10 protein-coding genes are annotated in these 14,981 nt (G+C 73.7%); 7 read left to right on the top strand and 3 right to left on the bottom strand.

Annotation, left to right across the window (positions count from 1 at the left end):
• Positions 1-106: 106 nt before the first annotated feature.
• Positions 107-1,366 (bottom strand): MFS transporter, encoded by a 1,260-nt coding sequence (locus ABT147_RS03975; protein ID WP_351402506.1) that lies wholly within the window; start codon positions 1,364-1,366, stop codon positions 107-109.
• A 140-nt stretch (positions 1,367-1,506) separates the two neighbouring features.
• Between ABT147_RS03975 and ABT147_RS03970 the strand changes: the two genes are divergently transcribed.
• Positions 1,507-2,046: a GNAT family N-acetyltransferase gene (locus ABT147_RS03970; RefSeq protein WP_351402504.1), complete on the top strand. Its 540-nt coding sequence runs from the start codon at positions 1,507-1,509 to the stop codon at positions 2,044-2,046.
• Between the two features lie 68 nt (positions 2,047-2,114).
• Here ABT147_RS03970 and ABT147_RS03965 read toward each other — a convergent pair whose 3' ends face one another.
• Entirely contained in the window at positions 2,115-3,416 is a 1,302-nt protein-coding gene (locus tag ABT147_RS03965; protein ID WP_351402502.1) for a hypothetical protein, read from the bottom strand.
• A 372-nt stretch (positions 3,417-3,788) separates the two neighbouring features.
• Here ABT147_RS03965 and ABT147_RS03960 point away from each other — a divergent pair, with 372 nt between their 5' ends.
• The 3 genes from ABT147_RS03960 to ABT147_RS03950 all read left to right on the top strand — a co-directional run bounded on the left by ABT147_RS03960 (position 3,789) and on the right by ABT147_RS03950 (position 10,522).
• Entirely contained in the window at positions 3,789-7,079 is a 3,291-nt protein-coding gene (locus ABT147_RS03960; protein WP_351402500.1) for an AfsR/SARP family transcriptional regulator, read from the top strand.
• A gap of 22 nt (positions 7,080-7,101) precedes the next feature.
• Positions 7,102-9,420, top strand: coding sequence for an AfsR/SARP family transcriptional regulator (locus tag ABT147_RS03955; protein ID WP_351402498.1), 2,319 nt, complete (start codon positions 7,102-7,104; stop codon positions 9,418-9,420).
• 139 nt (positions 9,421-9,559) lie between these two features.
• Complete coding sequence (locus ABT147_RS03950; protein WP_351402496.1) at positions 9,560-10,522, top strand: helix-turn-helix domain-containing protein; 963 nt, start codon at positions 9,560-9,562, stop codon at positions 10,520-10,522.
• On the opposite strand, the gene ABT147_RS03945 is transcribed toward ABT147_RS03950, so the two are convergent.
• The gene (locus tag ABT147_RS03945; protein WP_351402494.1) at positions 10,497-11,159 is read right to left on the bottom strand and encodes a hydrolase; all 663 of its coding nucleotides are present in this window, start codon (positions 11,157-11,159) and stop codon (positions 10,497-10,499) included. The genes ABT147_RS03950 and ABT147_RS03945 overlap by 26 nt on opposite strands.
• A 299-nt stretch (positions 11,160-11,458) precedes the next feature.
• On the opposite strand from ABT147_RS03945, the gene ABT147_RS03940 reads away from it, so the two are divergent.
• From ABT147_RS03940 to ABT147_RS03930, 3 genes are all read left to right on the top strand, one after another.
• Complete coding sequence (locus ABT147_RS03940; protein ID WP_351402492.1) at positions 11,459-12,439, top strand: alpha/beta hydrolase; 981 nt, start codon at positions 11,459-11,461, stop codon at positions 12,437-12,439.
• A 123-nt stretch (positions 12,440-12,562) separates the two neighbouring features.
• Positions 12,563-13,285 (top strand): alpha/beta fold hydrolase, encoded by a 723-nt coding sequence (locus tag ABT147_RS03935; protein ID WP_351402490.1) that lies wholly within the window; start codon positions 12,563-12,565, stop codon positions 13,283-13,285.
• A gap of 271 nt (positions 13,286-13,556) precedes the next feature.
• Entirely contained in the window at positions 13,557-14,966 is a 1,410-nt protein-coding gene (locus tag ABT147_RS03930) for an FAD-dependent oxidoreductase (RefSeq protein WP_351402488.1), read from the top strand.
• The last annotated feature ends 15 nt before the right edge of the window (positions 14,967-14,981 follow it).

The raw sequence follows: 14,981 nt of genomic DNA, 5'->3' as shown, positions 1-14,981 counted from the left end.
GCGGGGGGTGCGGGGGGCTCAACGGGGTCATTGGGAAGGCGAGTTGGAGCGCGGGGGCTCAACCCGGTCGCGGGTACAGCGAGTTGAAGTGGGAGGCTCGACTGGATCATGAGGAGGGCGAGTTGGAGCGGGTGGCGCGGATCAGCCACAGCGTGGCCAGCAGGCAGACGGCCGACACCGCGCAGAGCAGCAGCGGGACCGCGCGGACGCCGGACCACTCGATGGCCTTGCCGAGCGCCGGGCCCGCCACCACTCCCCCGATCATGGAGGCTGCGATGACCAGCGCTCCGGCACGGCGGGCCCGGGGCGCGGCCGCGTTCAGCCAGGGCAGGCCGGTGGGGAAGATCGGCGCGATGAACAGGCCGACTCCGGCATAGGCGTACGGGGCGAGCCAGGGCACCGAGGCCAGCAGCAGGCAGACGGTCATGCCGGCGCAGGAGACGGTGATGATCGTCTGCGGTGAGTGGCGCAGGGCGACGGGGGCGACCAGGAAGCGGCCGACCGTCATCATCAGCCAGTACACGGAGGTGGCGGTCGCGGCGGCCCCGGCGCCGTATCCGACCGTCTCCAGGTGGGTGGGTTCCCAGCCGCCGACGCCGGCCTCGATGCCGACGTGCAGGACGTAGAGGGTGACGAACACCGCGAGCACCGAGCCCAGGCTGCGGCCGAGCACCGAGCCGCCGGCCTCCGCGCCGGTCGCACCTGCCGGACGAGTCGCGCCGCTCACACCTCCCGTGCCGCTCGCGCCCGTGGCGGGCTGGGGCGCGTGGTCGCGTACGCCCCGCAGGCAGAGCAGCAGCGGCAGGTTGGCGGCGGCGAAGGCGAGGAAGAGCGCCGAGTAGTGCTCGGCGCCGACGGCGGCGATCAGGGCGGGGCCGAGGATCGCGCCGATACCGAAGTGGGCGTTGAGGATGTTCAGCATGGCGGTCGAGCGGTGGCCGAAGCCGACGGCGAAGAGCTGGTTGAGGCCGTAGTCGATGCCGCCGAAGCCCAGTCCGGCGAGCAGCGCGGCGGCGAGGGCCACGGGCCAGTTCGGCGCGAGCGCGAAGCCCGCCGCGCCGAGGGCCATCAGCAGATACGAGGCGCCCAGGATCCGCCGGTTGCCGAGCCGCCCGTACAGCCGGTCGAAGAGCAGGACGCCGACGACCCCGCCGATGAAGTGGGCGCTCAGCCCGAGCCCGGCGGCCGACGGCGACAGTCCGAACTCGTCGCGGAAGGCCGGGATGGCGGGGCCGTAGAGCGCCTGGAGCACGCCGATGAGGACGAAGCCGACACAGGACGCGACCACGGCGGCCGGGCTGAACACCGTGGGTGCCGAGTCCGGTCGGATGTGCTTCGCCTCTTGCGCGGTCGGTGTGTCGGGCACGCGGGGCTCCGCCTCTCCGTGACTGGGACCCTCGCAGTGTTACCGGTAACATCACCGCCGTCAAGATCCCCGGCAGGCCTGCCGGGGCCGGTCGGAAAAGTCGGTGGTCGGCGCTCTCGGGCGTGTGTTTCCATGCCGCGATGAAGAGCGAGAGCGTGTCCGGCGGAAGCGGAACCCATGACGTCCGACAGCGAACCGATCACGACCTCGGGGACTGCGTCCGGGCCCTCGCGGAGGTCCATGAACGCGACGGCTATCCCGTCAACTGGCCCGAGCGGCCCGGCGATTGGCTGACACCTCCCTCGCTCCTCGCCGCCTGGGTGGTGGAGCTCGACGGCCGGATCGCCGGGCACATCGGCCTCTCGCGGAGCGACGCGGGGGACGCGGCGCCCGGGCTGTGGAGCGACCGTACGGGGGTGGCCGTCGACGGGACCGCCGTGATCAGCCGCCTGTTCGTCGCCCCGGCGGCCCGCGGCCGGGGTTTCGGCGCGCTGCTCATGTCCCACGCGGTCGCCGAGGCACGCGGGCGCGGCCTGCACCCGGTCCTGGATGTCGTCGCCTCCGACACCGCCGCGGCGGCCCTGTACGAACGCCTCGGCTGGCGACTGCTGGCCACGGTCGAGCAGCGGTGGGGGCCGGGGCAGACGGTGGCCGTTCGGTGTTATGCGGCGGGGGATTAGTCGGGGCGGTGAGGCGGTGGGGGCGCGCCCGGGAGCGGGTTCCGGGCGCGCCCGTCGGGGGGGGCGGGTCAGCAGACGTTCGACGTGCTGTTGACCAGGCGGTTGTTGCGGAAGGTGGTGTTCTCGCCGCAGGGGCTCTCCCTGAGGGACGAGTTGGTGACCGTCAGGTTCTGGACGGTGATGTCACGGTTGTTGGCGAACTCCGAACGCGCCGCGAGCCGGATCTCGCCACCACCGGAGACCGTGCCGCTCTGCGCCGCGAGGTTCACGTTGTAGCAGTTCTCGATCAGGATCGCGTTGTTGCCGGTGTTGGTGAGGTTGACGCGGTCGATGACCGCGCCACCGCTCTCGGACACACAGAAGACGCCGCGTCCGCCGCCCCGCGCGACCACCTCGCCGACCCGGATGTTGGTCGGGTACGAACTGCCCACCCGCCCATTGCGGTTGGCCATCCGGAAGGCCGCGTAACCGGTGCCGGCGCCCGCGCCGTCCGCGTCGACCTTGGTGACCGTGGCGTTGACCGTCTGGTTGAGGAGCAGCCCGGACTCGCCGACGTTGCGGGCGGTCACCGTGCCGACGGTGAGCCCGTCGACGCCGTACGTCTCGACCGCGTGACTGCTCGCGCCGGACACGTACACGTTGTCGATCCGCACGTTCCGCGTCCACTGGCTGGTGTCGCCCCGGTTGTCGATCCGGACGCCGAGACCGCGCGAGAGGCGCATGTCGAGCTGGCCGAGGACGACGTTCTGGACGTTGCGCAGGAAGATCCCGTACAGCGGGGTGCCGGTGAGGTTGAGGTGCTGGACCTCGATGTCCCGGGTGCCGCGCGAGTAGACAGGCGCCTGGTCGCCGGAGCCCGTGCCGGTGACATCGATCGTGCCGCACACGTCGAGCACGGTGTAGCTGGGCAGCGAGACCCGGGAGCCGGCCCCGATGGACCCCGAGCCGCGTACGACGACCCGCTCCTTCGAAGTCCGGCCGGAGGTCAGGCTGTTGACGGCGGCCTGCATCGCCGCGCGCATGTCGGTACCGGTGTACGTGACGCTGCCGCCGCGCCGGGCGGTCCAGGTACCGCCGCTGAGCACGGCCTCCGCCTGGTACGAGCCCTCACCGCACGCCGCCGCGACCCCGGCGGCGACCGGGGCGGCGACCGGGGTCGGGGCCAGCTCCGGAGCCGGGCTCGCGGGAGCGGTCAGCAAGGCGGCCCCGGTGAGCAGGACGGTGGTGCACGCCGCGGTGACGAGGGCTCGTGTGCGGCGGGCGACCGGATCAACTCCGGGCAGCGAGCCCATATTTGATGTCACGTCAGTTGCACCGGGCGTGGCGGTGGTCGTGATGTCGGTGTGCTGGGCTGCGGCTCTGCGTCCCATCTCGGCTTCTCCTGTGGGGGGATCGGCGCGCCTGCCGTGCGTCGAGCGCCCGTCGAACCCGATTCGACCGAGTCGTGCGCGGTTCGAGGGGCTCGACGGGCCGATGACCTGGAGTGGCGCGGCTTCGTACGGCACCGGGCCGTACTGCGGTGTCGTGGCAGGCGTTCCCTGTGGCGGGCCGCGAGTGTGGCAAGCGCTTTCCACGAGAGTCAAGTGCCGGACGGTACCGTCCTCCGTACCCTCACGTCGCCCACATCGCTCACGTCGCTCACGCGGGGCGATGACATGCGAGTAACTCTGGGTAAGGCCAGGATTCACGTATGGTCATGGGGCGGGGGAAAGATACGAGATACGAGATACCAGGAGGGTCAGTTGGCGCTGGAGCCGGTGCGGTTCGCGGTTCTGGGGTCGGTCCGGGTGGAGCGGACGGGGGCGGAGTCGCCGTGGGGACGGCCGCAGGAGAAGGCGCTGCTGGCGCTGTTGCTGGTGCGGGCGGGGCAGCCGGTGGCGGTGAGCGAGATCGTCGACGTGCTGTGGGGGAGACAGCCGCCGGCCAGCGCGGTGAATGTGATCCGCCGCCATGTGGGCTCGCTGCGGCGTCTGTTGGAGCCCGGCCTGCCCAACCGTGCCGTCGGCCGGTGGCTGATACGGGACGCGGGCGGGTACCGGCTCCTGGTCGACGCCGACTCCTTGGATCTGCTGCGGTTCCGTCGGTTGCGGGACGAGGCGCGTCGGGCCGGCGGTGGCGCCCAGGGGTCGCCCGCGCGGGCCGTGGAGCTTCTCACCGAGGCGCTGGGGCTCTGGCGGGGTCCGGTCGGGGCGGGGCTGCCCGCCGAGGTGCGGGAGCGCGCCGGTTTCGGGGCGGTCGACCGTGAACGGCCGGCGGCCCTGCGCGAGGCGGCCGACGCGGCGCTGCGCGCCGGCACCCCCGCCGCCGTCCTACCCCTGCTCCAGGAGGCGGCGGCCGACGACCCGCTGGACGAACCCCTGCTGGCCCGGCTCGTCCTCACCCTGGCCGCCACCGGGCGCGAGTCCGAGGCACTGAGCACCTACCGGGCCGCCCGCACGCGGCTCGCCGACGAACTGGGCATCGACCCGGGGCCGGAGCTGCGCGACGCGTATGAGGCCGTGGTGCGGGGTGCCGGAGCGGGTGCGCCTGCTGTGTCGGGGGCGGAGGCCCGGGCTGGGGCCGGGGCGGGAGCCAGGGCTGGGGCTGGGGCTGGGGCTGGGGCTACGGCCGGGACGGGAGCCGGCGCGGGAGCCGGGGCCCGGACGGGAGCCGGGGCAGGTGCCGGGGCCGGGCCGGAAGCCGGGGTCCAAGCGGAAGCTGGGAGCGGGGCCGGGGCCGCCACTGGATCCGCCGTCCCGGCGCCCCCGCGTCCTCCGGCCGCCGCCGTCCCCGCCCAACTCCCCCACGACCTACCGACGTTCACCGGCCGCCGCGCCGAGCTGGAGCGCGTACTGGCGCTCCTCGCCGACCACGGCGGAGCCGGCTCCGGCGGTGGGGACCACGGCTGGAGGGACGACGCCGGGCGTGGGGACGGCGTCGACCGTGGCGACGACAGCGGGCGCAGCGACGACGGCGGGCGTGATGACAGCGGCGACCCTGGCCACAGTGCCAGCCATCGCCACAGCGGCAGCGGCAGCGGCAGCGGCAGCGGCAGCGGCAGCGGCAGCGGCAGCGGCGACAACCACACCAGCCACAGCCACAGCCACACCATCCGTCCCGCCGGCACCGTCGTGATCAGCGCCATCGGCGGTATGGCGGGCATCGGCAAGACCACGCTCGCCGTGCACTGGGCCCATCGGGTCGCGGACCAGTTCCCGGACGGGCAGCTCTACGTCAATCTGCGGGGCTTCGCGCCGTCCGGTGCGGTGATGGAGGCAGGGGAAGCGGTGCGCGTCTTCCTGGACGCGCTGGGCGTACCGCCGGAGCGGGTCCCGCACGGAGTGGACGCCCAAGCGGCGTTGTACCGCAGCCTGTTGGCGGGACGGCGCTTCCTCGTACTGCTGGACAACGCGCGGGACACCGAGCAGGTACGGCCGCTGCTGCCGGGCACGCCCGGCTGTCTCACCATCGTCACCAGCCGCAACCAGCTGTCGGGCCTGGTCTCCGCGCACGGCGCGCACACGCTGGCCCTGCGCCCGCTGGACACCGTACAGGCGCGGGCGTTCCTCGAACGGCGGCTGGGGCCCGGGCGGCTCGCCGGTGAGGAGCGGGCCGTGGCGGAGATCGCGGCGCTGTGCGGCGGGCTCCCGCTGGCGCTGGCCTGTGTCGCGGCGCGGGCCGCCGCGCACCCGGGCTTCCCGTTGTCGGCGATCGCGGCGGAGCTGCGCGCGGCGCACGGCAGCCTGGACGCGTTCAGCCGGGCGGACGCCACCGCGAACGTCGGGGCGGTGTTCTCCTGGTCGCTGGGTGCCGTGTCGCCCGAGGCGGCACGTCTGTTCCCGCTGCTCGCGCTGCATCCGGGCCCGGACTTCTCCGTGTCCGCGACGGCCGCGCTGGCCGCTCTCCCCGGACGCCGGGCGCGGGCGCTGCTGACCGAGCTGGCCGACGTCCACCTCGTGGGCGAGCCCGCCCCCGGCCGGTACGCCCTGCACGACCTGCTGCGCGCCCACGCCGCCGAACTCCTGGAGGACCAGCACCCGGAGGGCGAGCGCGAGACGGCCACCGAGCGGCTGTACGGGTACTACGTGCACACCGCGCACGCGACCGAGCCGCTCCTCGCCCCGTACGCGGACCCGATGCCGCCGGGGCCGCCCCCGGCCGGCGTCCGGGCCGAACCTCTCGTCGGTCATGAGCAGGCGCTCGCGTGGCTGACCGCCGAGTATCCGGTGCTGCTCGCCGTGGTCGGGGCGGCGGCCCGGTCCGGGCGCGACCGGGTGGCGTGTCTGCTCGCCTGGGCGTTGGAGCCGTTCTTCGACCGGCGGGGGCACTGGCACGACTGGGCGACCGTCCAGCGGATCGCGCTCGACGCGGCCCTGCGGCCGGCCGGTCGCGCGGCGGACCCCGTGTGGGAGGCCAGGGGTCTGCGCGCGCTGGCCCGGGCGGAGAGCCGGCTCGGTCTGCACGGGTCGGCGCGCCCCCGCCTCGACCGTGCGCTGCGGCTCTTCACCGAGCTGGGCGACGACATCGGGCGGGCCGACACCCATCGCAGCCTCGGCTGGACCCATGACCAGGAGGGCGATCTGCCCGGCGCGCTCCGCCACAACCGGCTGGCCATGGAGCTGTTCCGGGCGGGCGGCCGGCGCGCCGCGTACGCCAGTGTCCTCAACTCCGTCGGCTGGTATCACGCGCTGCTCGGCGAGTACCGGGAGGCCCTGAGCCACTGCCACGAGGCGCTGACCCTGCTCCAGGAACTCGGCGACCGCTACGGCCAGGCCGCCACCTGGCACACCCTCGCCTACGCCCACCACCACCTCGGCCGCCACCCGAACGCCCTCCTCGGCTACGGCCACGCCCTCGGTCTCTACCGGGAGTTGGGCGTGCCGTATCTGGAGGCCTGCACTCTCGTCCACATCGGCGACACCCACGCCGCGATGAACGACCACGCGACCGCCCATGAGGTCCGGCAGCAGGCCCTCACCCTCCTCATCACCCTCGGCCACCCCGACGCCGACCAGGTCCGGGCCCAGATCGCCGCGAGCGAGCGATGTGTGTGAGCGGGGCGTATGAGCAGTGCGCGTGGGTGGGGCACGTGAGCGGGGCGGGGAACTGATGCGGTTGGACGTGCTGGGCCCGTTGCGGGTGTGCCGGGGCGGGGAGGAACTCGATCTCGGGTTCCCCCAACAGCGAGCTTTGTTGGGGCTGTTGGTGGTGCGGGCCGGGCGGCCGGTGCCGGTGGGCGAGATCGTCGACGTGCTCTGGCCGGGGCGGGCGCCGGCCAGCGCGCGGAACGTGGTGCGTCGGTACGCCGGTTCGCTGCGGCGGCTGCTCGAACCCGGGCTGCCGCCCCGGGCCCCCGGGCGGCGGTTGCTGCGCCGCGCCGGGGGTTATCTGCTGGAGGCGGGCGAGGACGAGGTCGATCTGCTGCGGTTCCGTGCCCTCACGAAACGGGGCAAGCGGGCGGCGGCCACCGGGCGGTCCGAGGCGGCGGCGCGGCACTTCACTGCGGCACTGGACGAGTGGCGCGGCCCGGTGGCCATGGGGATCCCCGCCGCCGTACGGGAGCATGTCGTCTTCGCCGAAGTGGAACGCGAGTTGGTCCGCACGACCCGGATGGCCGCCGCCGCGGCGCTGCTGTCCGGCAACAGCGAGCAGGTGCTGCCCCGCCTGCGGCAGGCCCTCGAACTCGACCCCCTCGACGAGTCGTTGCACGCCGCCCTCGTCATGGCCCTCGCGGCGACCGGCCTCCAGGCGGAGGCGCTGACCGCGTACGAGCGCGTACGCCGGCTGCTGGCCACGGAGTTGGGCGTCGCCCCCGGCACGGAACTGGCCACCGCCCACACCAGGGTGCTCCGCCAGGAATGGGGCCCCACCGGCCCGCACACGGCACGGGGCTCAGCGGATGCCCACTCGGTGGGACGGCCGGGGGCCCGTACGAGCGTGGCGGCACCCGAGGCGGCTTCCGGCACGGACGCGGGCGCGGCGCCCGGCACGGACGCGGCGCCCGGCACGAACGCGGCGGTGCCCGGCGCCGACGCGGGGCGCGGCACGGACGCGGACACCGCCATGCACGCGGGGGCCGACACCGGCACAGGTACCGCGACCCACGCGGATGCGCGCACGGGTACGAATGCCGCCACGGGCACGGGTGCGGCCACGGGCACGGGTGCCGATACGGACGCGGGTGCCGATACGAACGGGGATGCGCGCCCTGCTACGGACGCCGACCTCGGCCAACCCCCGTCCGGTCCACCGGTGTTGGTCGGCAGGCGGGCTGAACTCGGCCGTCTGGCGGAGCTCACGGACGCGGCCGTCACCTCCCCGGAGACACCCACCACCGTACTGATCAGCGGCATGCCCGGTATCGGGAAGACCGCCCTCGCGGTGCACTGGGCCCACCAGGTCGCCCCACGCTTCCCCGACGGTCAACTGCACGTAACACTAAGGGAGTTCGGCCCCGCCCAGGCGCCCTTGGACCCGGCGGCGGCGCTCCGCGAACTGCTCACCGCGCTCGGGGTGCCGCCCGCGCGCATGCCGGACCGCACGGACTCCCTCGCCGGGCTGTACCGGAGTCTGCTGGCCGGCCGGCGGCTGCTGGTCGTCCTGGACGACGCGGCCGACACCGAGCAGGTACGGCCGCTGCTGCCCGCGTCGCCCGGCTGCCTGACCCTGGTCACCAGTCGCCACGGCCTGCCCGGTCTGATCGCTTCGGGCACCCATCCACTACGCCTGGACCTCCCGTCGGCGGCGGACGCAAGGGCGACACTGGCGGCCCACATCGGCCACGCCCTGGCGGCAGCCGAGCCCGAAGCGGCCGACGAGATCGTCACCCACTGCGCCCGACTGCCCCTGGCCCTGACCATCGCCGCCACCCGCACAGCCGACCACCCGAACCACCCCCTCAAGACCGTCGCGGCCGAGCTGCGCCACTCCCGGGGCACCCTCGACGCGTTCACCGCCGACACCGGCGACACCCCCGATCTCCGCGCCGCCTTCGCCCACTCCTACCGGCGCCTGTCACCCGAACAAGCCCGGCTGTTCCGTCTGCTGTCCCTGCACCCCGGCCCGGCCTCGGCCCCGGACACGCACCCCAGCCCGAACCGAGACCACACCCCGCACCCACACCCGATCCCGCACCCGCACCCGCACCCGCACCCGCACCTAACCCCAGACACGGCCGCAGCCCTGGCCGGTCTCCCGCCCCGGCAGGCGCGGCTGTTGCTCGACGGGCTCGCCGACGCGCATCTCGTCACCGAGTACGCGCCGGGCCGCTACGCCCTGCACGAGTTGCTGCGCGTCTTCGCCGCCGAGTCGGCCGAGACGTACGACTCGCCCGAGGACCGCCGCGCCGCACGCCGACGGCTGTTCGACCACGAGGCCCGCCCGGGCACCCCGTAGCCGTCGGAGCGCACGGGCACCCCGTAGCCGTCGGCGCTGCCACCGTCACTTCGCGGTCACACTTTTTTCACATCTTCCTTCCTACGCTCCGGGTGCAGTGATTGACGGGGGGCTCGAACGGCCGTGGAGGAAGCGACAGATGACCAGGTCCGACACCGGCACCATCGGGACGGCGGGTCTCCGCATCTCCGTCCTCGACCTCCGCCTCGGCCTCGACGGGGCGGCCGTGGAACTGCCCGGGGACGGGCGGCCCGCAGCCGACGCGTACCGGCTGACCGCGCGGACGGGCGGCGCGGCGTACCTGTTCGTCGGCGTGCGCGGGACCGGAGTCCCGCCGGCCGAACGGATACCGGATGTCTCCCTCCAGCCGGGGGACATCTGCTTCTACGACGCGAACCACCCCCCGTCCCTGGACCTCCCCGAGCGCTGCCTGCTGAAGGTCTTTCTCGTCCCGCGCGAGGAACTGGGGCTGGCGGACGGCGATCTGCGGCGTGTCGTGGCGACCCCGGTCGCCGGGTCCTCCCGGCTGGGGACGCTGCTGTCGCCGTTCCTGTCCGAGCTGGCCGACACGGCGGTCTCCGCCGAGCCCGTGGTCGGCGAGATGCTCACCCGGAACGCGGTGAACCTGCTGGCCACCCTCGCCACGGAGCAGTTGGGGCAGCCGGGCCGGTCCGGGCAGCCGGGGCAGCCGGGGCAGCCGGGGCCGACCGCGTCGGCCGGCGCACCCGGCGGCCACCGGTCGCCCCTGGTCGCACGGGTCCTGCGGTTCATCGACGACCACCTGGCCGACGCGGATCTCTCACCGGAGGTCATCGCGAGCGCGCACCACATCTCGGTGCGCTATCTGCACAAACTCTTCCAGGACGAGGGCACGAGCGTGGGCCGCTGGATCCAGCGCCGCCGTCTGGAGGAGTGCCGGCGCGACCTCGTGCTCGGCGTCCGCAACCGCCGCACCATCGCCTCGGTGGCCGGCCGCTGGGGCTTCCTGAGCGCGACCCACTTCAGCCGGGTGTTCCGGGCGGCGTACGGCATGTCACCGAGCGAGTGGCGGGACTCGGCGGGACAGGTCCCGCGCCTCAGCCCGCCGCGTGCTCCCCGATGACGGCCTGCGCGTAGACGATCCCGAGTCCGTAGGCGCCACCGTGCTCCTTGACCACCTCGGTGGTGGGACCGTACGTCTCCGTACGCGCCCAGTCGCGCTGGAACTCCAGGAGCACCTGCACCCAGGTGACCGGTACGGCACCGGCCTGGATCATCCGCTGTACGGCGTGCTCGTGGGCCTGCGGGCTGACCCCGCCGGACGCGTCGGTGACGACGTAGACCTCGTAGCCCTGGGCGAGCGCGGACAGGGCGGGCAGCACGACACAGACCTCGGTCCACAGGCCGGCGATGACGAGCTTCTCGCGGCCGGTGGCCTTCACCGCCTCGACGAAGGCGACGTCCTCCCAGGCGTTCATGGTCGTACGGTCGACGGTCTTCCGTCCGGGGAAGACGTCCGCGAGCTGCGGCAGGAGCGGGCCGGAGAAGGACTCGGCGGCCACCGTGCTGAGGACCACCGGCACATCGAAGACCTTGGCGGCCTTGGCCAGGCCCACGGTCGCGTTGATGATCGCGGTGCGGTCGCCGCTGCCGGTGCCGAAGAACATCTGCGGCTGGTGGTCCACGAACAGGACCGCGCAGTTGTCGGGGGTGAGCAGATCGGGGCCGGGGGTCGCGGTGACCTCGTTGATGTCGACCATGGTGATGCCTTTCCGAGGGGGGTTTCACATGCGGAATCGCTTTCGAAGCTAGGCGGGACGACCCCTCGCCCCTGGTCCGGCGGCGCACCGCATTCGTCCTCACAGCGCACGGGAAGCGGACGCGGAATCGACGCGACACAGGTCGTGCGCTCCCGGACCGGCCTCGGTGCGCTGGTGGGCAACTCCCCGTGGTTCTCCGGCTCTAGCGTGCTCGCCGAAGAGCACCGGCCGCACACCGGCGCACCGCACCACCCCGCCACAGAGCACGGCAACACACCGCACCACATCGGGAGAACCACATGTCCGACACCTCCGGCACCTCCGAGCCGATCCGCCCGGTCCTGGAACCGGCGGCCGCCGCGTTCGCGGAAGCCACCGCCAACCCGCCCTTCCTCTTCGAACTGCCGCCCGCGGAGGGGCGCAAGGCGGTCGACGAGGTGCAGTCGGGCGAGATCGAGAAGCCGGCGGTCGACGAGGAGTGGATCACCGTCTCGGGCGGTCCGACGGGCAGTGTCCGGGCGCGGATCGTGAAGCCGGCCGGCGCCGAGGGCGTCCTGCCGGTGATCCTCTACATCCACGGCGCGGGCTGGGTGTTCGGCAACGCGCACACCCATGACCGGCTGGTGCGCGAACTGGCCGTCGGCGCGAACGCCGCCGTGGTCTTCCCCGAGTACGACCTCTCCCCCGAGGCCCGTTACCCGGTCGCCATCGAGCAGAACTACGCCGTCGCGAAGTGGGTCGTCGAGCAGGGCGCGTCCAAGGAGCTGGACGGTGCCCGGCTGGCCGTCGCCGGTGACTCGGTGGGCGGCAACATGACCGCCGCGCTGACCCTGATGGCCAAGCAGCGCGGTGACGTCCCGCTGGTCCAGCAGGTGCTGTTCTACCCGGTGACGGACGCGGGCTTCGACACCGGCTCGTACCACCAGTTCGCCACCGGCTACTTCCTGCGCCGCGACGGCATGCAATGGTTCTGGGACCAGTACACGGCCGACGAGTCCGAGCGCGCCCAGATCACCGCCTCCCCGCTGCGGGCGAGCGTCGAACAGCTCAAGGACCTGCCCCCGGCCCTGGTCATCACCGGCGAGGCCGACGTCCTGCGCGACGAGGGCGAGGCGTACGCCAACAAGCTGCGCGAGGCGGGCGTACCGGTCACCGCCGTGCGCTTCCAGGGCATCATCCACGACTTCGTCATGCTCAACGCCCTGCGGGAGACGCACGCCGCCGAGGCCGCGATCACCCTGGCCACCGGCACCCTGCGCACCGCCCTCCACGGCAACTGACCGGCCCGGCCCCGCACAGCGGCCGACCCACCCAGCCCCCGCACGGCGGCCGGCCCACCCGGCCCCCGCGAGACCCAGGCCGCCCGCCTGACGCACCCGGCGGCCGAGAAGGAGCACTCCACCATGTCCCCCACCCCGACCCCGACCGTCCTCCTCGTGCACGGCGCCTTCGCCGACGCGTCCAGCTGGGCCGGCGTCATAGAGGAACTGCGCGGCCGGGACATCCCCGTCCGTGCGCTGCCGAACCCCCTGCGCGGTCTGGCCTCCGACGCCGCGTACGTCGCCTCGGCGGCGGCCCAGGTCGACGGTCCCGTCGTCCTCGTCGGCCACTCCTACGGCGGCGCGATCATCACCGTGGCCGGCGCCGCCGAGAACGTCGTCGGCCTGGTCTACGTGGCCGCGTACGTCCCCGAACAGGGCGAGAGCCTGGGCGAGTTGCAGGGCCGCTTCCCGCTCTCCCCGCTCGTCGCCAACCTCGACGAGTGGACGTACCCCGTCGAGGGCGCCGACCCCGCCGTCGAGGTCACGATCAAGCCGGACGCCTTCCCGGACATCTTCGCCGCCGACGTCCCGGCCGAGGCCACCAGGATCCTCGCCGTCTCCCAACGCCCCCTGTCCGCATCGGTGTTCACCGAGCCGACCGCGACGGCCGCCTGGCAGACCAAGCCCTCCTGGGCCGTCGTCGCGGACGCCGACCAGGCGATCAACCCCGACGTCCAGCGCTTCGGCGCCAAGCGCGCGGGCGCCACCGTCACCGAGATCGAGGGCGCCTCCCACGCCGTGGCGGTCTCCCGCCCCGACGAGGTGGCGGCAGTGATCCAGGACGCGGTACGAGCGACAAGCTGACAGGCTGACGAACTGACGAGTCGGCAGAAGAATGGCCCCGCCGGATGCGCCACCCCCGGTCGGGGCCGCCCCGCGCCCCTTCAGGGGCGCGGGGAACTGCGCGACCAGCCACAACCAACCCGCAGCCGCCCCACATCCCCGCCACCCCCTACGGCGGCCCCGCGCCACACCCCCCTCGCCCTCCCTCCCTCTCCCCCCCCGACACCCTGATCCTCTATGGCGATCAGGCGCCCGAATGTACGGTGAGGCTTCACCGAGCCCAGGGGGATCCATGCCGCACACCGCGGTCGTCATCGGCGCGAGCATGGCCGGCGTGCTGGCCGCCGCCGCACTGGCCAGGTCCGTGGACGAAGTGATCGTTCTGGAGCGCGACGAGCTTCCGGACGAACCCCGGTCGCGCAAGGGCCTCCCCCAGGGCCGCCACGCCCACATCCTCCTGCCCAGCGGGCGCGACGCCATCGACGAACTCGTGCCCGGCGGCGGGGTGCGCAAGCGGCTGCTGGCGGCCGGTGCCCGGGAACGCGGCCTCACCTCGGGCCTGGTGACGCTGGGCCCGCAGGGCTGGTACCGCCGCTCACGCCACCACGGCACGTATCCCTTGCTCATCGGCAGCCGCGACCTGATGGACTGGACCGTACGGGACGCCGTCCTCGCGAGCACCCCCCGCATCAAGATCCGCCGCGCCACGGTCACGGGCCTCCTGGGCACCGCCGAGCGGGTCACCGGCGTCCGGGTAACCGTGGGCGGGAGCGAGGCCGAGGAGAGTCTGCGCGCGGAGTTGGTGGTCGACGCCGGCGGTCGCGGCACCCGGATCGAGCACTGGCTCGCGGACCTCGGCATCACCGGTATCCGCAAGGACGTGGTCGACGCCGGGTTCGTCTACGCGACCCGCCTCTACCGCACTCCCGAGGGAGCGGAGACCTTCCCGCCGACACAGATCACGGCGGACCCGGCGGGCGGCCGGCCCGGACGCGCCGGGCTTCTCCTCCCGATCGAGGGCGACCGCTGGCTGGTCAGTCTCAGCGGCAGCCGGGGCAGCGAACCCACCGCCGCCCCCGACGACTTCGTCACCTTCGCCCGCGGCCTGCGCCACCCCCTCCTCAGCCAACTGATCGCCGACGCCGAGCCGTTGACCGATGTGCTCCTCAGCCGCAGCACCCGCAACGAACGCCGCTACTTCGAGAAGTCCGAGAAGTGGCCCGAAGGCCTGGTGGCCCTCGGGGACGCCGTCGCCACCTACAACCCGGTCTACGGGCAGGGCATGTCGGTGGCCGCCCTCGGCGCACGCGCGCTCGGCCGGGAGCTGGACCGGACCGGCATCGCCGCGCCCGGCCTGGCACGGCGGGCCCAGCGGGCGGCCGCGAAGGTGGTGAACGCGGCGTGGGCCATGTCCGTCGGCCAGGACCAGTGGTTCCCCGAGGTACGCGGCAAGTCCCCCACACCCGCCGACCGCCTGCTGTCCGCCTACACCGGCCGCATGACCCGCGTGGCCACCGGCTCCTACCGCGTCTCGGCCGCCATGTGCAAGGTGACCACCCTCCAGGCGAACGCCCTCCACCTGCTCCACCCCGCCCTGCTCCTGGCCACAGCCCTGGGCCCGGTCCTCCCACCGCTGTCGGGCCCCCCGCTCACACCACAAGAGCGGGAAATCCTGAGAAACCTGCACACCACCGCCCCGTAAGGGGGGCGGGGAACC

This window comes from Streptomyces sp. NPDC001868, assembly GCF_040297125.1.
Taxonomy (GTDB): Bacteria; Actinomycetota; Actinomycetes; order Streptomycetales; family Streptomycetaceae; genus Streptomyces.
Note: the sequence above shows the minus strand (reverse complement) of the source record. Positions and strands in the feature narration are given on the sequence as shown.